14 protein-coding genes are annotated in these 21,835 nt (G+C 60.3%); 6 read left to right on the top strand and 8 right to left on the bottom strand.

Annotated elements, in window-relative coordinates; all coding sequences use genetic code 11:
- Positions 1–278: 278 nt before the first annotated feature.
- Both L8H52_RS18060 and L8H52_RS18055 read left to right on the top strand, forming a co-directional pair.
- Positions 279–2,360, top strand: coding sequence for an EAL domain-containing protein (locus L8H52_RS18060; protein ID WP_242208008.1), 2,082 nt, complete (start codon positions 279–281; stop codon positions 2,358–2,360).
- A 188-nt stretch (positions 2,361–2,548) separates the two neighbouring features.
- Positions 2,549–3,295: an SDR family oxidoreductase gene (locus L8H52_RS18055; RefSeq protein WP_242208009.1), complete on the top strand. Its 747-nt coding sequence runs from the start codon at positions 2,549–2,551 to the stop codon at positions 3,293–3,295.
- A gap of 62 nt (positions 3,296–3,357) precedes the next feature.
- On the opposite strand, the gene mapR is transcribed toward L8H52_RS18055, so the two are convergent.
- The 3 genes from mapR to L8H52_RS18040 form a co-directional block, all read right to left on the bottom strand.
- Positions 3,358–4,767, bottom strand: a complete 1,410-nt coding sequence (gene mapR, locus L8H52_RS18050) for a GntR family transcriptional regulator MpaR (RefSeq protein WP_007919188.1) — start codon at positions 4,765–4,767, stop codon at positions 3,358–3,360.
- 275 nt (positions 4,768–5,042) lie between these two features.
- Positions 5,043–6,473 (bottom strand): cytochrome c oxidase accessory protein CcoG, encoded by a 1,431-nt coding sequence (gene ccoG, locus L8H52_RS18045; RefSeq protein ID WP_242208010.1) that lies wholly within the window; start codon positions 6,471–6,473, stop codon positions 5,043–5,045.
- Positions 6,474–6,668: 195 nt separating this feature from the next.
- Positions 6,669–6,917: a DUF3203 family protein gene (locus tag L8H52_RS18040; RefSeq protein ID WP_242208011.1), complete on the bottom strand. Its 249-nt coding sequence runs from the start codon at positions 6,915–6,917 to the stop codon at positions 6,669–6,671.
- Positions 6,918–7,043: 126 nt separating this feature from the next.
- On the opposite strand from L8H52_RS18040, the gene L8H52_RS18035 reads away from it, so the two are divergent.
- Positions 7,044–7,556, top strand: coding sequence for an MgtC/SapB family protein (locus L8H52_RS18035; protein WP_242208012.1), 513 nt, complete (start codon positions 7,044–7,046; stop codon positions 7,554–7,556).
- 125 nt (positions 7,557–7,681) lie between these two features.
- On the opposite strand, the gene L8H52_RS18030 is transcribed toward L8H52_RS18035, so the two are convergent.
- The gene (locus tag L8H52_RS18030) at positions 7,682–7,840 is read right to left on the bottom strand and encodes a hypothetical protein (protein ID WP_016985118.1); all 159 of its coding nucleotides are present in this window, start codon (positions 7,838–7,840) and stop codon (positions 7,682–7,684) included.
- Positions 7,841–8,057: 217 nt separating this feature from the next.
- On the opposite strand from L8H52_RS18030, the gene L8H52_RS18025 reads away from it, so the two are divergent.
- From L8H52_RS18025 to glgB, 3 genes are all read left to right on the top strand, one after another.
- On the top strand, positions 8,058–10,055 hold the full coding sequence (locus L8H52_RS18025) for an alpha-1,4-glucan--maltose-1-phosphate maltosyltransferase (protein WP_242208013.1): 1,998 nt from the start codon (positions 8,058–8,060) through the stop codon (positions 10,053–10,055).
- 147 nt (positions 10,056–10,202) lie between these two features.
- Positions 10,203–13,544 (top strand): maltose alpha-D-glucosyltransferase, encoded by a 3,342-nt coding sequence (gene treS, locus L8H52_RS18020; protein WP_242208014.1) that lies wholly within the window; start codon positions 10,203–10,205, stop codon positions 13,542–13,544.
- A 2-nt stretch (positions 13,545–13,546) separates the two neighbouring features.
- Positions 13,547–15,778, top strand: coding sequence for a 1,4-alpha-glucan branching protein GlgB (gene glgB, locus L8H52_RS18015; protein ID WP_242208015.1), 2,232 nt, complete (start codon positions 13,547–13,549; stop codon positions 15,776–15,778).
- Between the two features lie 131 nt (positions 15,779–15,909).
- Here glgB and L8H52_RS18010 read toward each other — a convergent pair whose 3' ends face one another.
- The 4 genes from L8H52_RS18010 to L8H52_RS17995 all read right to left on the bottom strand — a co-directional run bounded on the left by L8H52_RS18010 (position 15,910) and on the right by L8H52_RS17995 (position 21,762).
- Positions 15,910–16,977: an autotransporter outer membrane beta-barrel domain-containing protein gene (locus L8H52_RS18010; protein WP_242208016.1), complete on the bottom strand. Its 1,068-nt coding sequence runs from the start codon at positions 16,975–16,977 to the stop codon at positions 15,910–15,912.
- Positions 16,978–17,300: 323 nt separating this feature from the next.
- Positions 17,301–19,772: an autotransporter outer membrane beta-barrel domain-containing protein gene (locus tag L8H52_RS18005; RefSeq protein WP_242208017.1), complete on the bottom strand. Its 2,472-nt coding sequence runs from the start codon at positions 19,770–19,772 to the stop codon at positions 17,301–17,303.
- Between the two features lie 259 nt (positions 19,773–20,031).
- Positions 20,032–20,814, bottom strand: a complete 783-nt coding sequence (locus L8H52_RS18000; RefSeq protein WP_122661320.1) for an endonuclease/exonuclease/phosphatase family protein — start codon at positions 20,812–20,814, stop codon at positions 20,032–20,034.
- A 189-nt stretch (positions 20,815–21,003) separates the two neighbouring features.
- Positions 21,004–21,762, bottom strand: coding sequence for a PIG-L family deacetylase (locus L8H52_RS17995; protein WP_242208018.1), 759 nt, complete (start codon positions 21,760–21,762; stop codon positions 21,004–21,006).
- Positions 21,763–21,835 lie beyond the last annotated feature (73 nt).

Below are 21,835 nucleotides of genomic sequence, written 5' to 3'. Positions count from 1 at the left end.
GGGACGCGGAGCGTCCCTGGCTACATTCCCACGCGGAGCGTGGGAACGATCAAAACGCAGAGCGTCCGCTGAGGCATTCCCACGCAGAGCGTGGGAACGATCGGGTAAAGCCGTGAACGCCGCGCCAGAGCCTCGTCGGCCGATCAAACGAGCGTTTCATCGGCTTGATGGCCATTTGATTACTTTGTCAGTGCGTTCTTCTGTGCAATCAGTACAATCGCCGCCTTTGCCTGACCGAGAATGGACGCAGTCCGCGTTGGGTGGCCACGAGAAATCCCATGCTCATCGGTAGTTATTCCTCCACCCTGGTTTTCATTTCGTTGTGCGTGGCGATTCTCGCTTCGTACACCGCGCTCGACCTTACCGGTCGCATCGCCACGGCCAAAGGCCGCGCGGTGCATTTCTGGACCGCCGGTGGTGCGTTCGCCATGGGCATCGGCGTCTGGTCGATGCATTTCATTGGCATGCTCGCCTTCAAACTGCCGATCGATCTGGGCTATGACATCAGCCTGACCGCGCTGTCGCTGCTGATCGCGGTACTGTCCTGCGGGTTCGCCTTGTGGTTGGTCAGCCAGCCGAAACTGCCAATGCTGCAACTGGCATTCGGTGCGCTGATCATGGGCAGCGGAATCAGTGCCATGCATTACACCGGCATGGCGGCGATGCGCATGACGCCGGGCATCGACTACGACCCGACGCTGTTTGGCGCTTCGTTGCTGATTGCCGTCGGTGCGTCGGCGGCGGCGTTGTGGATCGCCTTCCGCTTGCGTCAGCATTCTCCCTATGTGCGGCTGATTCGCGGCGGCGCAGCGATCATCATGGGCATCGCCATTGTCGGCATGCATTACACCGGCATGGCTGCCGCGCAATTTCCTGATGGCAGTTTCTGTGGTGCCACGGTCAACGGCTTGAAGGGCAACGGCCTCGACAGCCTGGTGTTGATCACCACGTTGGCGGTGCTGTCGATTGCCTTGCTGACCTCGATTCTCGACGCGCGTCTCGAAGCGCGCACGGCGGATCTGGCGCACTCGCTGACCGTGGCCAACCGCGAACTCACGCAACTGGCCCTGCACGACACCTTGACCGGGCTGCCGAACCGCATGCTGCTGGACGACCGCATTAATCAGGCAATGAAAAAGGTTCATGAGCAGGGTGGCTGTTTTGCCTTGATGTTCATCGATCTGGACGGCTTCAAACCGGTCAACGATGCGTTCGGTCACCACATGGGCGACCAGTTGTTGCGCGAAGTGGGGTTGCGTCTGCGCGAAGATTTGCGCGGCCCGGATACCCTGGCGCGGATCGGTGGCGATGAATTCGTGCTGCTGGTGCGTCTGGCCGAACCCAACGACGCGTTAGGTCTGGCGGCACGCCAGGTCGGCCTGATCGCGCAATCGTTCCGTGTCGCCGAGCATGACTTGCAGATCTCCGCCAGTGTCGGCATCGCCCTGTACCCGGGGAACGGCCAGAACGCGCAGGAACTGCTGATGAACGCCGACGCCGCGATGTACCACGCCAAGGGCGGCGGCAAAAACGGTTACAGCTTCTTCGACGCGTCGATGAACAACAACGCCCGCAAGCAGTTGCAGTTGTTGCAGGACCTGCGTGCGGCGCTGGAGCACAGTCAGTTCAGCTTGCATTACCAGCCGAAGTTCGACGCCGCCAATGGCCGTCCCGTCGGCGCTGAAGCGTTGCTGCGCTGGCAGCATCCGGTCCACGGCATGCTGATGCCGGACAAGTTCATCGAACTGGCGGAGAAATCCGGACTGATCATTCCGATTGGTGAATGGGTGCTCAACGAAGCCTGCCGGCAGATGCGCGAGTGGTACGTGCTCGGTTATACCGACTGGCGTATCGCGGTGAATCTGTCGGCGTTGCAGTTCTGCCACACGGGACTGGTGCGCAGCGTGGCCAGGGCGCTGGCCACTCACCATTTGCCGGCCAACAGCCTGACCCTGGAAATCACCGAGACTACGGCCATGAGCGATGCCGATGCGAGCATGACGGTGTTGCAGGAGTTGTCGGACATGGGCGTCGACCTGTCGATCGATGACTTCGGCACCGGTTATTCCAGCCTGATGTACCTCAAGCGGTTGCCGGCCAATGAACTGAAGATCGACCGTGGGTTTGTCCGCGATCTGGAGCATGACAGTGACGATGCGGCGATTGTCTCGGCGATTGTCGCGTTGGGGCAGGCGCTTGGTTTGCGCATTGTCGCTGAAGGCGTGGAAACCGGCGTGCAGCAGGAGTTCTTGACTCAATTGGGTTGTGATTCGCTGCAGGGTTATCTGCTCGGGCATCCGATGCCGGCGGAAAAATTCATGCAGGATATTGCGCGGGGCGAGCAGTTAGCGGTGGTCTGATCGACCGCGTTACCGTTCTTCGCGAGCAGGCTCCCTCCCACAGGGGCGGCGTGGAGCACAAATACAGTGTGGCAGCGAGCCTGCTCGCGAAGGCGTCTGCCCAGACACCACAGACTCCATGCAAAAGCCGCCAATGGCGGTTATTCTTCCCCCCGACTGTTACGTGTGCATTTGGGGGAAAGGCCAGCATGGATAAAGTCATTGTGATCACCGGTGGCGGGCGCGGAATTGGCGCCGCTACGGCTTTGTTGGCTGCCGCGCAAGGCTATCGGATCTGCATCAACTATCAGTCGGATGAACAGGCTGCGCAAAGCGTGCTGGAGCAAGTCCGCGCATTGGGCGCACAAGCCATCGCCGTACGTGCCGACGTCAGCATCGAAGACGAAGTGATTGCGCTGTTCCAGCGCGTCGACAGCGAACTGGGCCGTGTCACCGCTCTGGTGAACAATGCTGGCACCGTCGGACAAAAGTCGCGAGTCGACGAAATGTCCGAATTCCGCATTCTGAAAATCATGAAAACCAATGTCCTGGCGCCGATCCTCTGCGCCAAGCACGCGATCCTGCGCATGTCGCCCAAGCACGGCGGGCAGGGCGGCAGTATCGTCAACGTGTCGTCAGTGGCTGCGCGCCTCGGCTCGCCGAACGAATACGTCGATTACGCCGCCTCCAAAGGCGCGCTCGACACCTTCACCATCGGTCTGTCCAAGGAAGTGGCGGGCGAAGGGATTCGGGTCAACGCGGTGCGTCCGGGTTACATCTATACCGATTTCCATGCCTTGAGCGGCGATCCGGACCGGGTCAGCAAGCTCGAGTCGGCGATTCCGATGGCCCGTGGCGGTCGGCCGGATGAAGTGGCGGAGGCGATTGTCTGGTTGTTGTCGGACAAGGCGTCGTATGCGACCGGGACGTTTGTTGATTTGGGGGGTGGGCGTTAAGTCCAGAGAGTTTCGCTGCCAGGTCTGCTCGCGAAGGCAATAGCCCAGACAACACAGGATTGTCAGAACGACCGCACAATCCGCCCCAACGTCTCCATGGCCTTCTCCGAATCCTCAGTCCAAGGGCTGCCATAGTTCAGACGAATACAATTCCTGAACCGCTGCGTCGGCGAGAAAATCGGCCCCGGCGCAATGCTGATGCCTTGTGCCAGCGCCATCTGAAACAACTTCAACGAATCCATCTGCGGCGGTAATTCCAGCCACAAGAAGTAACCGCCCGCCGGTTGGCTGACCCGCGTCTGCGCCGGGAAATAACGGGCAATCGCGGCGAGCATCGCGCTCTGCTGTTCTTCCAGGGCGTAACGCAGTTTGCGCAGATGCCGATCGTAGCCGCCGTGCTGCAGATAGTCGGCAATCGCTGCCTGCGCTGGCATCGAGGCGCACAGCGAAGTCATCAGTTTCAGTCGTTCGATTTTCTGTGCGTAGCGGCCGGCGGCGACCCAGCCGATGCGATACCCGGGCGCGAGGCTCTTGGCAAAGGAGCCGCAATGCATCACCAGACCTTCGGTGTCGAAGGCCTTGGCCGGTTTCGGGGCCTGTTGGCCGTAATAGAGTTCGGCGTAGACGTCGTCTTCGATCAGCGGCACTTGATGGCGGCGCAGCAGTTCGACCAGTTCCTGCTTCTTCGCTTCGGGCATGGTTGCGCCCATCGGGTTCTGGAAACTGGTCATGCACCAGCAGGCCTTGATCGGATGGCGCTCCAGAGTTTGCGCAAGCACGCCGAGGTCGATGCCGTCGCGCGGGTGCACGGGGATTTCCACGGCTTTGAGTTTCAGCCGTTCCAGCACTTGCAGGCTGGCGTAAAACGCCGGGGCTTCGATCGCCACCAGATCGCCGGGTTCGGTTACGGCTTGCAGGCACAGGTTCAGCGCTTCGAGAGCGCCGTTGGTGATCAGCAGTTCTTCCATCGGCAGCATCAGGCCGCCGACCATGTAGCGCAGGGCGATCTGCCGGCGCAGTTGCGGGTTGCCCGGCGACATGTCGGTGACGACCATGCGCGGGTCCATCTCGCGGGCGGCGCTGGCCAGCGAGCGCGACAGGCGTTGCAACGGAAACAGGGTCGGGCTGGGGAATGCCGAGCCGAAGGGGACGGTGCTGGGGTCCTTGATCGAATCGAGGACCGAGAACACCAGTTCGCTGACGTCGACTTCGGTGGAGTCGTTAACGTGGCTGCTGATCACCGGCTCGGAAAACGGGCTCGGCGCGTGGGTGTTGACGAAGTAGCCGGAACGCGGCCGGGCGCGGATGAGGCCACGGCGTTCGAGCAGGTAATAGGCTTGGAACACCGTGGACGGGCTGACGCCATAGGTCTGGCTGGCGTAGCGCACCGAAGGCACGCGCTGGCCGGGGCCAAGGACGCCGGAGCGGATCAGTTCAGCGATGTCGTCGGCGAATTTTTCGTAGCGTTTCATCGAGGAGCCTTGGTGCTGGTTGATTGATGGGTGTCAGGGAAATTGCCCCTCACCCTAGCCCTCTCCCAGAGGGAGAGGGGACTGATTGGGGGATGCTTGTGAACTACACCGACCTGAAAGTGCTTTTCTGAATCCATAATCGATTCGGCCGGAAAGTGCTTTGCTGAATCCATAATCGACTCGGTCTGTCAGGTCGATATCTAGCGACAGACACCTCGGTCGGCCCCCTCTACCCCTGGGAGAGGGCTGGGGTGAGGGGAAAAGATTCTAACGGCTCAGCGATTCATCGGCGCCACAAACCTGCTTTTCGCCACGCTATAAACCTCAGGCTCATCGCTGTCGGCAATCTTGAAGCTCAGGGTCTGCGAACTGCTGGCCGGGCGTTCTGTGGTCATCGCCACCGACACCGGCACATCGACAATTTCCCCCGGCGCCAGGCTCAACTCATTCTTGCCTTGCAACTGGAAGCCATCGCCGTCGACCAAGCTCAGGTGGTAATCCTGACGCTGCTGGGTCTTGTTGATGACTTTGAGGCTATAGATGTTTTCGATCTGGCCCTGACCGTTCTCGCGGAACAGCCCGCGATCCTTGGTCACGTCCAGCGACACCATTGGCCGCTCGACCAGCGCCAGTGCCAACGCGCCGATCATTGCCACCAGCACCACGGTGTAGCCAATCAGGCGCGGGCGCAGCAGATGGGTTTTGCCACCCTGCAATTCGCGCTCGGAACTGTAGCGGATCAAGCCGCGCGGGTAGTTCATCTTGTCCATGATCGAATCGCAGGCGTCGATGCACGCGGCGCAACCGATGCACTCCATCTGCAAGCCGTCTCGGATGTCGATGCCAGTCGGGCAGACCTGCACGCACAACTGGCAGTCGATGCAATCACCCAGACCGGCTTCTACCGGCTTCACGTCGCGTTTACGCGGGCCCCGATTCTCGCCACGGGCCACGTCGTAGGCAATCGCCAGGGTGTCCTTGTCGAACATCACGCTCTGGAACCGCGCATACGGGCACATGTGCATGCACACCGCTTCACGCAACCAGCCGGCGTTGATGTAGGTGGCCGCAGCGAAGAACAGCACCCAGAACAGGCTGACACCGCCGATTTGCAGGGTCAGCAACTCTTCAGCCAATGGCCGGATCGGGGTGAAATAACCGACGAAGGTCAGGCCGGTCATTACGCTGATTGCCAGCCACAAAGTGTGCTTGGCCGCACGGCGCGCCAGTTTGTTCAGGCTCCAGGGTGCGGCTTGCAGTTTGATGCGCTGGTTGCGCTCGCCTTCGGTGATCTTTTCGCACCACATGAAGATCCACGTCCACGAACTCTGCGGGCAGGTGTAGCCGCACCAGACCCGACCGGCAAACACGGTGATGGCGAACAGGCCGAACGCGGCGATGATCAGCAGCGCCGAAAGCAGAATGAAATCCTGCGGCCAGAATGTCGCGCCAAAGATGTGGAATTTGCTTTCGGAAAGATCCCAAAGCACCGCCTGACGACCGCCCCAATTCAGCCACACGGTGCCGAAAAACAGCACAAACAGAAATCCCGCGCCGCTCATGCGCAGGGTGCGGAACAGGCCGGTGAAGCTGCGGGTGTGGATCTGGTTGTCGCTGGATTTGGCCGTCGCCTTCATTGGGCGTGCGGGCACACTCTTTATAGTGGGCGTTGCTTCTACGGTTCGGACGGGGATTTGTTCGCTCATGGTCATTCGCTCATCAGCCTCCATCAGGCCGGAGCACTATGAGCGTCGATCTGTTTGCATAACAGACTCAGGTATTTCAATAAAAAGCGGATCAGATGAGATTTCGCGCAGCGCCTGCGACAACTTGAAGCAGCCCGCAGACGTGGGCGCAAACGCCTATCGCAGACGTTTGCGCGCGGTGTTGATCAAGGTCAGTCAAATCACCGAATCACTCTCGTCGGCTTTCAGGTGTTTGCGTCCGTCCTTGGCACCTGCGACGGTCAATTTGTCGGCTTCTGCTTCGGTGATGTAAACGCGCCGGCCTTCTATGTCCACGAACGACATGGATTTTTCGCTATCCGTCATGACTTCCAGGGTGTCGCAAATGCGAATTTCCTCGCCATGTTCAACGGTGAAAAAACACACTTTTTGCTCGGGGTTGGATTCATCGACTCGAAGAGGCATAGGAGCAGTCCTTTTTCAGGTAGGTCTGCAAGATTAGGACGCAAGGTTCGCGGATCGTTCTGCGCAACCGATTAATGGTCGCCGTTGTCCATCGTCTATCCAGCCAATAACAACAAGGACTGCACGATGAACGCGTGGTGGCATGAAGTGTGGCAAACCCTGCAAGCGGAATTCGCCGACGTCGGAGATGCTTCGCAATTGACGCGCATCACCGTGCGCCTGCTGATGGCGGCGGTACTCGGCGGAATTCTCGGCTTCGAGCGCGAGCACAAGGGCAAGGCGGCCGGGGTGCGCACGCACATGCTGGTAGCGCTGGGGGCAGCGTTGTTTGTGCTGGTGCCGCAGACGTCCGGCGCCGAGTCCGATGCGATGAGCCGGGTGGTGCAGGGGGTGATTGCCGGGATCGGCTTTCTCGGTGCCGGGACTATTCTGAAAAACAAGGAAGGCGATGAAGGCCATGTTAAAGGCCTGACCACGGCTGCCGGGCTGTGGATGACGGCGGCCATTGGTGTGGCCGCCGGGTTGGGCAAAGAGGCTACGGCGTTGCTCAGCACCTTTCTCGCACTGGCAATTTTTAGCGTGATGCCGCGGATCGTGAAGCTTTTCGAAAAGGAAGAGGATAAGACTGACGACCACTGATCATTCCGGTGCCGGATGATCGTTCCCACGCTCTGCGTGGGAATGGCTCAATGGACGCTCCGCGTCCGCTATGGGACGCGGAGCGTCCCGGGCTGCATTCCTTTGCTGCGCGTGGGAACGATCAGTTAGACGATGACCGGGGGCATCGTGCTCGGCGGTTCCTCTTTAGGCGGTGGCGTGGTGCCGGGTGGTTCCTGCTCGGGAATCGGTTGCGGCTCGGTCTCGGGCAGGGTGGGTTTGTCGATGTTCGGATCGGGCGTTTCCGCCGGAATCGGGATGTTCATCTGTTGACCTCCGTGTGGCACATGGCGTGAGAAGTGCTTAAGTGGATTGACCACCCTGCGCGCAATTCGATCCGCTTTTCTGACACGGCAATTTCATCTGAACTTTTCCCGGCGGCGGTTGCTCGGAACCTAAGTGAGTTCATTCCGGGGCAGGCGCTGCGTTGCGAACACTGACCCGGCACAAGAGCGTCCTTGGGGCGTTAAGGAGAGATGCTCAATGACGTCTGAAAAAACTTCTGAATTAAGCTACAACCCGCACATGCCGCTGTCGCAGGCGTTGCTGCTGCCGCGCATTGCCATCGAAAACATCATGCCGACGCTGGATGGCGGGCAGTTCGCCGTGAAGTCGATTGCCGGTCGTGAAGTGGTGGTCACCAGCAAAGTGTTTGCCGACGGTCACGACAAACTCGCCGTGCGCATCCGCTGGCGCGAGGAAGGTGAGGAAACCTGGCAAAGCGAAGTCATGACCGATCAGGGCAATAATGGCTGGCAAGGCCAGTTCCGCCCTGAACATCAGGGCCGCTACCTGTATTGCATCGAAGCGTGGATCGACCACTTCGCCAGTTTTCAGTATGAACTGGAGAAAAAGCACAACGCCGCCGTCCCTGTCTCGCTGGAGCTGCAGGAAGGCCGGACGATGGTGCAACAGGCCGCCGAACGCAGCGAAGGCCAGCTCAGTGAGCAACTGGCTGCCTTGCACCATGAATTGTCCGGCCTGCTCGAAACCGAGCAAGTTGCGCTGTTTCTGCACTCGCGCAGTGCGCAACTGATGGCCGAGGCCGATCACCGCGCGTACTTGAGCGTCAGTCCTGAGTTCCCGATGGACGTCGAACGCGAACTGGCTGAATTCGCTAGTTGGTACGAACTGTTTCCGCGCTCGATGACCGACGATCCCCATCGCCATGGCACTTTTAATGACGTGCATTCGCGCCTGCCGATGATTCAGGACATGGGTTTCGACGTGCTGTATTTCACGCCGATCCATCCGATCGGTCGCGCCCACCGCAAGGGCCGCAATAATTCTCTGACCGCCGGCCCGGATGATCCCGGCAGCCCTTACGCGATTGGCAGCGAGGAGGGCGGACACGAGGCGATTCACTCGCAACTCGGCACCCGCGAAGACTTCCGCCGACTGGTCGCCGCTGCTGCCGATCACGGTCTGGAAATCGCCCTCGATTTCGCCATCCAGTGTTCCCAGGATCACCCGTGGCTCAAGCAGCATCCGGGCTGGTTCAACTGGCGCCCGGACGGCACGATCAAATACGCGGAAAATCCGCCGAAGAAATATCAGGACATCGTCAACGTCGACTTCTATGCGCCGGATGCGATTCCGAGCCTGTGGATCGAGTTGCGCGACATCGTCATCGGCTGGGTCGAGGAGGGCGTGAAGATTTTCCGCGTCGACAATCCGCACACCAAACCACTGCCGTTCTGGCAATGGCTGATCGCCGATGTGCGGGCGCTGTACCCCGAAGTGATTTTCCTCGCCGAGGCCTTCACTACGCCAGCGATGATGGCGCGGCTGGGCAAGGTCGGTTACACGCAGAGCTACACCTATTTCACCTGGCGCAACACCAAGGCTGAGCTGGCGACGTATTTCACCGAATTGAACGAATCGCCGTGGCGCGAATGCTACCGGCCGAACTTCTTCGTCAACACGCCAGACATCAACCCGGCATTCCTGCATGAATCCGGGCGTCCGGGTTTTCTGATTCGTGCGGCGCTGGCGACCATGGGCTCGGGCCTGTGGGGCATGTACTCGGGGTTCGAGCTGTGCGAGTCGGCCCCAGTGCCGGGCAAAGAGGAATATCTCGACTCAGAGAAATACGAGATTCGCGTCCGCGACTTCACCGCGCCCGGCAACATCATTGCCGAGATCGCCCAGCTCAACCGTATCCGCCGGCAGAACCCGGCGCTGCATACGCACCTGGGCCTGAAGGTCTACAACGCTTGGAACGACAACATTCTGTATTTCGGCAAGCGCAGTTTCGACGGCAGCAACTTCATTCTGGTCGCGGTCAGCCTCGATCCGCATAACGTGCAGGAGGCGAATTTTGAGCTGCCGTTGTGGGAAATGGGTCTGCCCGACGATGCGACGACCCACGGCGAAGACTTGATGAACGGCCATCGCTGGGACTGGCATCGCAAATATCAGTTCATGCGCATCGACCCGGCGTATCAGCCGTTTGGCATTTGGCGAATCACCGCTACGTAATGATCGTTCCCACGCTCTGCGTGGGAATGCATCCCGGGACGCTCCGCGTCCCAGAAACTGACGCAGAGCGTCCATGGCGGCATTCCCACGCAGAGCGAGGGAACGATCATCGTGGGGCGCTTTTAAAGCATTCAGCAGGAGTTTCACATGGCGAAGAAACCCAAGGCAGCCACCTTCATCAAAGACCCGCTCTGGTACAAGGACGCGGTGATCTATCAAGTTCACGTCAAATCGTTTTTCGACTCCAACAACGACGGGATCGGCGACTTTCCCGGCCTGATCGCCAAACTCGATTACATCGCCGACCTCGGCGTCAATACCATCTGGCTGTTGCCGTTCTACCCCTCGCCACGTCGCGACGACGGCTATGACATCGCCGAATACCGTGGCGTGCACAGCGATTACGGGACCATGGCCGACGCCAAGCGCTTTATCGCCGAGGCGCACAAACGCGGCTTGCGGGTGATCACCGAGCTGGTCATCAACCACACCTCCGACCAGCACCCGTGGTTCCAGCGTGCGCGCAAGGCCAAACCCGGCTCGGCGGCGCGGGACTTCTACGTGTGGTCGGATGACGATCAGAAATACGACGGCACGCGGATCATTTTCCTCGACACGGAAAAATCCAACTGGACCTGGGACCCGGTCGCCGGCCAGTACTTCTGGCACCGGTTCTATTCGCACCAGCCCGATCTGAACTTCGACAACCCGCAAGTGATGAAAGCCGTGCTCTCGGTGATGCGCTACTGGCTGGACATGGGCATCGACGGTTTGCGTCTCGACGCCATTCCATACCTGATCGAGCGCGACGGCACCAACAACGAAAACCTGCCCGAGACCCACGACGTCCTCAAGCAAATCCGCGCCGAGATCGACGCCAATTACCCCGACCGCATGTTGCTCGCCGAGGCCAACCAATGGCCGGAAGACACTCAGCTGTATTTCGGCGATACCGATGCGGCTGGCCTCAACGGCGACGAATGTCACATGGCGTTCCACTTCCCGTTGATGCCGCGCATGTACATGGCGCTGGCTCAGGAAGATCGTTTCCCGATCACTGACATTTTGCGTCAGACCCCGGAAATCCCCGCCAACTGTCAATGGGCGATTTTCCTGCGCAACCACGATGAACTGACTCTGGAGATGGTCACCGATAAAGAACGTGACTATCTATGGAATTACTACGCCGCTGACCGCCGTGCGCGGATCAATCTCGGCATTCGTCGACGTTTGGCGCCATTGATGGAACGCGACCGTCGACGCATCGAATTGCTCAACAGCCTGTTGCTGTCGATGCCCGGCACGCCGACCTTGTATTACGGCGATGAAATCGGCATGGGCGACAACATCTACCTCGGCGACCGCGATGGCGTGCGTACGCCGATGCAGTGGTCGATCGACCGCAACGGCGGCTTCTCCCGCGCCGACCCGGCTAGCCTGGTGCTGCCGCCGATCATGGATCCGCAATATGGCTACTTGTCGGTCAACGTCGAAACCCAGTCCGGCGACCCGCATTCGTTGCTGAACTGGACCCGACGTCTGCTGGCGGTGCGCAAGCAGTCCAAGGCCTTCGGCCGTGGCACCTTGAAGATGCTGTCCCCGAACAACCGCCGCGTGCTGGCCTACACCCGCGAATTCACCGATGCCGACGGCAAACACGAAATCATCCTCTGCGTGGCCAACGTCTCGCGCAGTGCGCAAGCGGTGGAGCTGGACCTGTCGGCCTACGTCGGCATGGTGCCGGTGGAGATGCTTGGCGGAAACGCCTTCCCGCCGATCGGTCAGTTGAATTTCCTCCTGACCCTGGCGCCGTATGGTTTCTACTGGTTCGGTCTGGCCGCAGAAAACCAGATGCCGAGCTGGCATGTCGAACCGGCGCAAAGCCTGCCGGACTTCACCACGCTGGTGCTGAAAAAACGCATGGAAGAACTGCTCGAAGCGCCGTCCCGCACGACGCTGGAGCAGAGCATTCTGCCGAGCTGGCTGCAGAACCGCCGCTGGTTCGCCGGCAAGGACGCGGCCATCGAAAAAGTCCATCTCGCTTATGGCGTGCGCTTTGGCGATGCACAGCACCCGGTGTTGCTCAGCGAAATCGAAGTCACCAGCGCTGGGCAGACCAGTCGCTATCAACTGCCATTTGGCTTCATTGCCGAAGATCAGGTCGGCCCGGCGTTGCCGCAGCAATTGGCCTTGTCCCGTGTAAGACGGGTGCGACAGGTCGGTTTGATCACCGACGCGTTCAGCCTTGAGGCGTTTATTCGTGCGGTGCTGCAAGGCATGCAGAACAACACGGTGCTGGAGTCGGCCGAGGGCGAAATCCGATTTGCGCCGACGTCGCAGCTGGAAAAACTCGGCCTCGGTGCCGAGTCGGACGTGCGCTATCTGTCCGCCGAGCAATCGAACAGCTCAGTGGTGATCGGCAACAGCCTGGTGCTCAAGCTGATACGTAAAGTCGCTTCTGGCGTACACCCGGAACTGGAGATGAGCGCTTACCTGACCGAGGCCGGATTTGCCAATATCTCTCCGCTGCTCGGTTCAGTGATTCGCCGAGACGCCAAGGGCGAAGACAACCTGCTGATGATCGCCCAGGGTTATTTGAGCAATCAGGGCGACGCCTGGGAATGGACGCAGAACAACCTCGAACGGGCGCTGCGTGATGAACTCGCCGATGCCATGTCCGAACAGGAACAGCATTACAACGCCCTCGGTGAGCTGAAGGATTTTGCCGGCATGCTCGGCCAGCGTCTGGGCGAAATGCATCAGGTGCTCGCCGCGCCAACCGACAATGCCGACTTCGCGCCGCAGGTGTCGACGGCCAAAGACATGCAGGCCACGGGCAAGGATGTTGTCGCGCAAGTCGAGCATGCCTTGAAGTTGCTCAACCAGCATCAAGGTGAACTCGATGCGGCGGATCAGAAGCTGGTCAAACGCCTGATCGACGAGAAGAAAACCATTCTTGCGCATCTGCAGGAACTGGCGAAAAAAGCCACGGGTGGCTTGCGTATCCGCGTCCACGGCGACCTGCATCTGGGCCAGGTGCTGGTGATCAAGGGCGATGCCTATCTGATCGACTTCGAGGGCGAACCGGCGCGTCCATTGAGCGAGCGCCGTGGCAAACACAGCCCGTACAAGGATGTCAGCGGCGTGCTGCGCTCCTTCGATTATGCGGCGGCGATGACCATCAACGTGCACAACGTTGACCACAGTGCCGAGTCTGAAACCGCGCGGCGTCTGGTCGCCGAGCGCTATCTGCGTGAGGCCCGTGAGGCATTTGTGCAGGCATATCGCCGGGCGGCAGCTAGTCTTGAGCATGCCTGGCAAGATCCTGAAGGTGCCGACGCCGCTTTGGCGTTGTTCGGCCTGGAGAAGGCGGCCTATGAAGTGGCCTATGAAGCCGAAAATCGCCCCACGTGGCTGCCCGTGCCATTGCACGGCTTGTATGGGTTATTGACGGGGCTTAAACCCTTTTCCGATCTTGGTGGAGAGTAGTCATGAGTTTCTCGAACAAGGAACAGGGTCAGGTCAAAGAAGCACTGCTGCCCTCGGCGAAAGATATCGATGCCTTGGTCCGCGCTGAACATCAGGACCCTTTTTCCATTCTTGGCCCGCACGGCGATGGCGCTGGCGGGCAGTTCATTCGCGCTTATCTGCCCGGTGCATTGAGCGTCGTGGTGCTGGACAAGGACAGCGGTGAAGAGCGCGGTCCGTTGGCGCAGACTGAAACGCCGGGGCTGTTTGTCGGCCATTTCGATCAGGCGCGACCGTATCAGTTGCGCACGCGCTGGGCCGGCGGCGAGCAAGTCGCCGAAGACCCGTATAGCTTCGGCCAGTTGCTCGGCGAAATGGATCTGTATCTGTTCGCCGAGGGCAATCATCGCGACCTCAGTGCCTGCCTCGGCGCCCAACTGAAAACCGTGGATGGTGTCGACGGCGTGCGTTTCGCCGTGTGGGCGCCGAATGCCCGGCGCGTGTCGGTGGTCGGTGATTTCAACGTCTGGGACGGCCGCCGTCATCCCATGCGCTTGCGTCATCCGTCCGGGGTCTGGGAGTTGTTCATTCCGCGCCTGCAAGCGGGCGAGTTGTACAAATACGAGATTCTTGGTGCCCACGGCATTCTGCCGCTCAAGGCCGACCCGATGGCACTGGCCACCAGCCTGCCGCCGGACACCGCGTCGAAAGTCGCCGAACCGCTGCAAATCGACTGGCAGGATCAGGACTGGATGAGCAGCCGACGCGACCGGCAGAAACACTCGGCGCCGCTGTCGATCTACGAACTGCATGCCGGTTCCTGGCAATGCGAGCTGGACGATCTGGGCGAAGTGGCGCGCCAGTACACCTGGCCGGAACTTGCTGAAAGGTTGATCCCGTACGTCAAGGAACTGGGGTTCACCCATATCGAACTGATGCCGATCATGGAGCACCCGTTTGGTGGCTCTTGGGGTTATCAATTGCTTTCGCAGTTCGCGCCGAGCGCGCGCTATGGTTCCCCGGCGCAGTTCGCCGAATTCGTCGACGCCTGCCACCGGGCGGAGATCGGTGTGATCCTCGACTGGGTACCAGCGCATTTCCCCACCGATACCCATGGTCTGGCGCAGTTCGACGGCACCGCGCTGTACGAGTATGGCAATCCGCTGGAAGGCTTCCATCAGGATTGGGACACGCTGATCTACAACCTGGGTCGTACCGAAGTGCACGGTTACATGCTGGCGTCGGGGCTGCACTGGTTGAAACATTTCCATGTCGACGGTTTGCGCGTTGATGCGGTGGCCTCGATGCTTTATCGCGACTATTCGCGCAAGGCCGGTGAATGGGTGCCGAACCGTCATGGTGGTCGGGAAAATCTGGAAGCCATCGACTTCCTGCGGCACTTGAACGATGTGGTTGAACTGGAAGCGCCGGGTGCGCTGGTCATCGCCGAGGAATCCACGGCATGGCCCGGCGTCAGCCAAAGTACGCAGCAGGGCGGATTGGGTTTCGCCTACAAATGGAACATGGGCTGGATGCACGATTCGCTGCATTACATCCAGCAGGATCCGGTGTATCGCGCGCATCACCACAACGAACTGAGTTTTGGCCTGGTCTACGCCTGGTCCGAGCGGTTCATCCTGCCGATCTCCCACGACGAAGTGGTGCACGGCAAGCATTCGCTGATCGACAAGATGCCCGGCGACCGCTGGCAGAAATTCGCCAACCTGCGCGCCTATCTGAGTTTCATGTGGACCCATCCGGGCAAGAAACTGTTGTTCATGGGCTGCGAATTTGGTCAATGGCGCGAGTGGAATCACGATCAACAGCTCGATTGGTATCTGCTGCAGTACTCCGAGCACAAAGGCGTACAGAAGCTGGTGGGCGACCTCAATCGGCTGTATCGCGACGAGCCGGCGCTGCACGATCAGGACGACGCGCCGCAGGGCTTTCAATGGTTGATCGGCGACGATGCGATCAACAGCGTTTATGCCTGGCTACGCTGGAGCAAGGACGGCAAACCGGTGCTGGTGGTGGCCAACTTCACGCCGGTGCCGCGTCAGGCGTATCGCGTCGGTGTGCCGTTTGCCGGGCGCTGGACTGAGTTGCTCAACAGTGACGCGGGGATTTATGCCGGGTCCAACTATGGCAATGGTGGCGGGGCGGAGACCGAAGAGGTGCCGAGCCATGGCCAGTCGTTGTCGCTGGAGCTGAACCTGCCGCCGTTGGCGGTGTTGATCCTCAAACCGGAGGGCTGATCCGAGACCGCGTCGCTGCATTCGCGAGCAGGCTCGCTCCCACAGGGGGAATACATTCCAAATGTGGGAGCGAGCCTGCTCGCGAAGGCGCCGGTTCAGACACCTTCAAAATCCGGCTCACCGCTCACCGCTCACCAACGCATCCGCACCCCAAGGCTGCCAATGATCCCGTTCAAATCATTGTCATCGACATCACTGCTGTAATCGGCACTGACATACAGACTCACCGCCGGCGTCACCCGCGCCACCAGGCCCAAGCCCAACTCAACAGTGGATGACTTGCGGCTGCTGCTGATCTTGTCGACCTGATCCAGTGTCACGGTATTGCCGGTGTACACCGTGTGCCAGAGGTTGGTGCGCACATAGGGTTCGACCGGCAGGCCATTCAAATCGTAACTGCCTTTCAAACGTGCACCGACGCGGCCGCTCCAGGCTGTCAGATCGGTGGAGGAGGCATTGCCCGAACCGGCGTAGGGTGTGTCGAGGGTGATGCGTTGATTGATCAGTTGCGCCTGCGGTTCGACCACCCAGTTTTCGCTCAGGCCAATCGGATAACCGCCTTCTACTGACAGCGTCAGTGCGCTGCCCTCGGTGGCTTGTCGTGCGCCCTGTTCGTTGCGACTGAAACCGCTGACCCGGCCGCCACTGGCGGATAAATCCACGTGCCAGCCCTGAGCTCCGCTCAGGCTGTAGTAGGCGCCAAGGCTTTGGCCTTGCAGATTAAGGGTGTCGCTGTTCGGGTCTGCCAAGGCGCGGCTGGTGAGCAGGCCATTGGCATTGGCTTGAATCTGGTTGAGGCCGCCGATCAGGCCGATGGTCTGGGTATGGCTGCCACTTTGCAGAGTCAGCACGGCTGGTCCTTTGAAGTCGCCGCTGCCGGGTGTTGCGTAACCCGACGACAGCACATCGGTTTGTGCCTGACGCGCACTTCTGCCGTACAACTCATTCCAGGCTGACGGGGCGAGGTCTTCGGTGATCAGGTTCGCCCCCTGCAAGTCCGGGCGTGGGCTCAAGCGTTGCGGGCCGGGGGTAATGACGGTGACGGGCAGTGTCATGACCGGCACGTCCGCGCGATACCACGGGGTGGTTTCATCCGCCGCAGGACCGGCCTGCGCCTCCATGGATGAGCACAGCAAGATAGAACTCGACACTGTGCAAAAAGTGATTTTGATCTCGTGTGGGGTGATGGGCGTTTTCATGGAGGTCTACCTTGCAGGCGCATGCATTCTCTCTGTGTGGCGTCTCTCCTACCCCGAACGAGGGGCGACCGAATGGAGCGGGACAAACCCTGGTCGCTCGTTTTCGCGAGTGTCCGAAGGTTCGTCCCGGGTTGTGATTCCGGGGGTAGTTAAGGTTGAGATAAGAAGAGTCGAGCGTGCCCGTCAAGAAATTGAACGATGAGCGGTAGTGGCAAAACGGGCTTTGCAAGCGTTTGTTTTTCTGCACATAACTAAGTGGTTGTTTGCATGGAAAAACGCAGGAAAAGCTCAGAGGTAGAGAGGTTTGATTGCCGACGGAAGGTCTACCAGCTAATGCGCACACCCAGGTTGCCGACCACGCCGCGCACGTCAGTGCTGTCAATATTGCTGCTGTAATCGGTACTGGCGTACACACTGACGGCGCGGTCGAGGGTCAACACGACGCCCAAGCCAATGTCTGCTGTCGAGGATTTCTGTTCGGTGCTGATGACATCGCTGGCGCCGAATGTCACCGAGTCAGTAGCGGAAAACGTATGCCATAGATTGGCGCGCAAGTACGGTTCCACCGGCAGCCCGCTGACTTGATAACGGCCCTTGAGGCGGGCACCGAGGCGACCGGTCCAGGCACCGTCGGAATCGAACGAGACGCGTGAAATGCCATCGTCCTGGCTGTCGAGGGAGATTTTCTGGTGGATGACCTGCGCCTGCGGCTCGATCACCCACGTGTCACTGATCGGCAATGGATAACCGGCTTCGGCCGACAAGGTCAGCGCGTGCCCGCGATTGTCCAGTTTGACGCCACGATCGGAATGGTTGTCGCCGTCAAAACGGGTGCCCATCACCACGGTGTCGACGTACCAGCCGTAAGGGTCGGTCAGCGTCCAGTACAGGCCATAGCTGTCGCCTTCGAGTTTGATCTTGCCGGCGCTGTTGTGCTGGAAGCCCTCGTTGAAACCGTCGACATCACCCTGCAAACGGCTGTGGCCGACGAAGAACCCCACGCGCTGGTTCTGACCGCCGGAAGTCTGCGAGCTGTACAGATCATTGCCGACCTGAAAGCCATTAAGCGAGCCGTCCAGACGCGGAGTCACCGTACCGGCCCAGGTCTGCTCGAGATTCTTGCCGTAGACCCGGCCCCAACCGGCGCCAAATGCGCCGGTTTCGCTGAGCAGGCGCTGATCGCCCTGACGATCATGAAACGTGCCCAGTGCATTCAGCGTCAGTTGCGCGGCAGCGGGCGGCAACACCGACCAGGTCGGTACTTCCGGGCGATACAGAGGAATTGGCGCGGCGCCGGCCACGGCGGCAGGTAACACCGGCAGCGAGGCAATGGACAGCGCTTCACCGGACTCGCCGTCGAGCGGGGTGATGGCCGCTGCAACGGGCGTGGCCACGACCGGAACCAGCAGCGGCGGTAATGCCGGATCGGGATTGGGCACGCTCATCAATTGCGGTGCGACAACGGCTGAGCGCAGATACCAGTTGTTCTCGGTGCCGGCGGTGACGCCACCCTTGAACAGGTAGTAATCGTAAGCGCCGGTCGACACCGGGCCGCTGAGAGTAAATGCCGTGTTGCTGCTGACAGCGCTGCCTTGTGCCTGCACCAGTTCAATGCCATTTACCTGAGTCAGTGCGCCCAGACCGCCGACGTTGCTGACACTGATGACCGTCGAACCCTCCAGGCCGCCGTTGTTGACGATCAGTCTGTCGCTTGCTGAATCGTCACCAGCCACGGTGCTTTGCAGCAGTAACTGACCACGATTACCGACGTAGTTGCCTTGCACGGTCAGTGTGTCGTTGGTGCGGCTGTTGCCTTGTGTCAGGTCGATGATCCCGGCGTTGTTGAGCGTCACGCTTTGTCCCGTCAGCGCTGGCACAACGCTGCCCTGAGTGGAAAACAGGGTGCTGCTGGCGTCGATGTTCAACGCGCCCGTGCCGGTTCCCGCGTCACCCAGCACCAGGCTGGACGAACCCAGATCAAGCTGCGAGGCATTGCTCAGGTTGACCGTTTCCCAATTGATCAAGCGCGCAGGCAGGGCGGTGCGCGTGTTGTCCAGTGTCAACGTATCGGTGCCGACGCCGCCGTCCACGCTGGGCGTCAGCGTGAGAATGCTGTCGCCAAGATTGCGCAGGGTAGCCGTGTCATTGCCGACGTCCATCAGGATCGCCGAGCGGATAATGCCGCCGCCGTCCCACAGGAAACGGTCATCACCGACGCTGGCGCGAATCTCGCCGACGATTTCCCCACCACTGACGGTGATGCTGTCGTTACCGCCGCTGACACTGATGTTGCCGCCGATGCGGCCGCCGGAAACGATGATCGTATCGGTGCCGAACCCGGTTACCAGATTGCCGAGGATCTGCCCGCCGGACATGTCGAAAATGTTGTTGTCGAGTTTCATGTCGACCCGGCCGATCGTGCCACCGGTCATGCGCGCGACATCGCCGTCCTCGAAGGCGCCGACGATGGTGCCACCGGTCATCAGGAACGTATCGCGGCTGTCGCCTTGGGCCAGCGAACCGATTGAACCGCCATTCATGACGAAATCATCGACGCCGTTGCCCTGACTGACCGCGCCGGTGATGACGCCGGAATTGATCTCGACCCGGTCGGCACCCGCGCCAAAGGTCACGCTGCCATTGATCTGGCCTGTGCCGTTGGCGGGGAAGGTCAGGCTGTTGTTGCCGGCGAGATCCGTCAGTGGACCACTTGTGCCGCTGTCACAGGTGAAGTTGTCATTGCCTGGTCCGGGCACCAGGTTGCAGGCCGCAGAAGCGGGGTGGCTGGTTAACATCAGCAGAGAAGCAGGCAGGAGCAAGACGTGCGGTAGTGACCGCAGAGGTGTGGAGTAGCGCGGCATGGTCATTCCCTACGGCAAATTCGGGGAATTCATCCTTGGGTGTGCCATGAATTGGGCATCATCTACAGTTGATGCCCTACATCAAATCCATGGCCTAACGGATTGAATGCGCTACTCCTTGAGCTTTTTTAGGTGTAGATGAATTTGCTCACGGTTCAAGCAGGACTGACGGACGGTCTTGTCAGAATCGCGCTTACAGATGCACTTCCACCGCCAGCGGCAAATGATCCGACAGATGAGTCCACGGCTTGTTGCCGAGGATCTGTGGGTCATGGCTGCTGGCATTGCGCAGGTAGATCCGGTCCAGCCGCAGCAGCGGAAAACGCGCCGGGTAAGTCTTGGCCGGGCGCCCGTGATGACGCTCGAAGGCTTCGTGCAGATAGTCGCGACGGGCGAGGGCGACATTGCCCTGAAGCTGCCAGTCGTTGAAGTCGCCGGCGATGATTACCGGGGCGTCGTCGGGTAGGGATTCGAGCAACTGACACAGCAGCTGCAACTGCAATTGCCGATGACTTTCCAGCAGGCTCAGGTGCACACAGATCGCGTGGACCTCGGCGTGCCCCGGCACGTCGAGCACGCAGTGCAGCAGGCCGCGACGTTCAGGGCCGGTGATCGAGACATCAAGGTTACGGTACTCACGGATCGGGTATTTCGACAGCAGCGCATTGCCGTGGTGGCCGTCGGGGTAGACGGCGTTGCGCCCATAGGCGAAATCGCTCCACATGCTGTCGGCGAGAAATTCGTATTGCGAGGTTTGCGGCCATTCGTTGTAACGACTCGAATGTCGCTCGTGTTCACCCACCACCTCCTGCAGAAACACCAGGTCAGCCGAAGTGCTGCGCACCGCTTCACGCAGTTCCGGCAGGATAAAGCGCCGGTTGAGCGCGGTGAAGCCCTTGTGGGTGTTGACCGTCAGCACCCTGAGACGATGGATGACGGGCGCGTCGACGACATGACGCTCGGGATCGCTGGACACGTTCACTCCTTTGGATTGCGGGCCGCTTATTCATGCGACTGATGGGGAGGGGCGGCAGTTCCTTGCAAATCATGTTTGATCACAATACCTGTGGGAGCGAGCCTGCTCGCGAAGGCGTCGGCAAATCCAATACATGAGTTGGTAGAACCACCGCTTTCGCGAGCAGGCTCGCTCCCACCCGAAACGGCGTCAGACAAACACGATTTCGTAGGGCAAACGCATTCTTTCGAGAAGCACCGGTGGCAGCATCGGCGCTATGCCGATCGCCGGTTCGCCGTTGAGCTGGCTGGCATAGGCGTGGGTAGCGTGGCTCTTGCGCGCTACGGTCCAGGTGTCGAGGCGCAGTTTGCGCGCGCGTTCCCAAGGGATCAGTTGCTGGTCGCGCTCGGGCCAGTGCCAGGCCCAGACCGGTACATCATGGAAGGTCGCGCCGGCCTGTTCCGCCGCTTGCGCGCTGGCCCGGCCCACCGCTTCATGGTCGTCGTTGCCATCGCCGCGCCAGGTGCTGAACACCACGTCGCCGGGGCGCAGGTAGCGGCTGATGAATTCGCTGACCTGGTCCTGCTGATCGCACAGGGCGTTGTCGGTGAAGCCGCCGCGCACCCATTTCAGGCTGTGCATCGGCAGACCGAGACGGCGCAGGGCTTCGACGCTCTCTTGCGGACGGAACACGCTCAGACGTTTTTCCGACCACTGCCGCGAACCCGGATGGCTGGCACTGCCATCGGTGATGGAGAGCAATTGCAGCGGATGACCCAGACTTGAAAGCAATTGCAGCAGACCGCCGCAGGTCACCACTTCATCGCCCGGATGCGGTGCGATGACCACGGCGCGGGCACCGTCGGGTACCAGACTGCGGGTATTGATGACGGGGATGTTGTCCAGTTGCGCGGCGCTGTTCCAGATTTGCGTCGACGAACTGCTGTCGCTGAGGGTTAACGGTTTCATGATATGACGTCCTTGTGTTGACTCGCCCTCAGTCGTGCGCGTGACAGTGATTGCCCGACGCTACCGACCCGTG

The sequence above is a fragment of the Pseudomonas sp. CROZ-RG-20F-R04-15 genome (genome assembly GCF_022662375.1).
Taxonomy (GTDB): Bacteria; Pseudomonadota; Gammaproteobacteria; order Pseudomonadales; family Pseudomonadaceae; genus Aquipseudomonas.
Note: the sequence above shows the minus strand (reverse complement) of the source record. Positions and strands in the feature narration are given on the sequence as shown.

Excerpts from the sequence above, each read along its gene's own strand:
- glgB (WP_242208015.1), top strand. The coding sequence starts at position 13,547 with ATGAGTTTCTCGAACAAGGAACAGGGTCAGGTCAAAGAAGCACTGCTG.
- treS (WP_242208014.1), top strand. The coding sequence starts at position 10,203 with ATGGCGAAGAAACCCAAGGCAGCCACCTTCATCAAAGACCCGCTCTGG.
- mapR (WP_007919188.1), bottom strand. The coding sequence starts at position 4,767 with ATGAAACGCTACGAAAAATTCGCCGACGACATCGCTGAACTGATCCGC.
- L8H52_RS18005 (WP_242208017.1), bottom strand. The coding sequence starts at position 19,772 with ATGTTAACCAGCCACCCCGCTTCTGCGGCCTGCAACCTGGTGCCCGGA.
- L8H52_RS18035 (WP_242208012.1), top strand. The coding sequence starts at position 7,044 with ATGAACGCGTGGTGGCATGAAGTGTGGCAAACCCTGCAAGCGGAATTC.
- L8H52_RS17995 (WP_242208018.1), bottom strand. The coding sequence starts at position 21,762 with ATGAAACCGTTAACCCTCAGCGACAGCAGTTCGTCGACGCAAATCTGG.
- L8H52_RS18030 (WP_016985118.1), bottom strand. The coding sequence starts at position 7,840 with ATGAACATCCCGATTCCGGCGGAAACGCCCGATCCGAACATCGACAAA.
- L8H52_RS18025 (WP_242208013.1), top strand. The coding sequence starts at position 8,058 with ATGACGTCTGAAAAAACTTCTGAATTAAGCTACAACCCGCACATGCCG.
- L8H52_RS18040 (WP_242208011.1), bottom strand. The coding sequence starts at position 6,917 with ATGCCTCTTCGAGTCGATGAATCCAACCCCGAGCAAAAAGTGTGTTTT.
- L8H52_RS18060 (WP_242208008.1), top strand. The coding sequence starts at position 279 with ATGCTCATCGGTAGTTATTCCTCCACCCTGGTTTTCATTTCGTTGTGC.
- ccoG (WP_242208010.1), bottom strand. The coding sequence starts at position 6,473 with ATGAGCGAACAAATCCCCGTCCGAACCGTAGAAGCAACGCCCACTATA.
- L8H52_RS18010 (WP_242208016.1), bottom strand. The coding sequence starts at position 16,977 with ATGAAAACGCCCATCACCCCACACGAGATCAAAATCACTTTTTGCACA.
- L8H52_RS18055 (WP_242208009.1), top strand. The coding sequence starts at position 2,549 with ATGGATAAAGTCATTGTGATCACCGGTGGCGGGCGCGGAATTGGCGCC.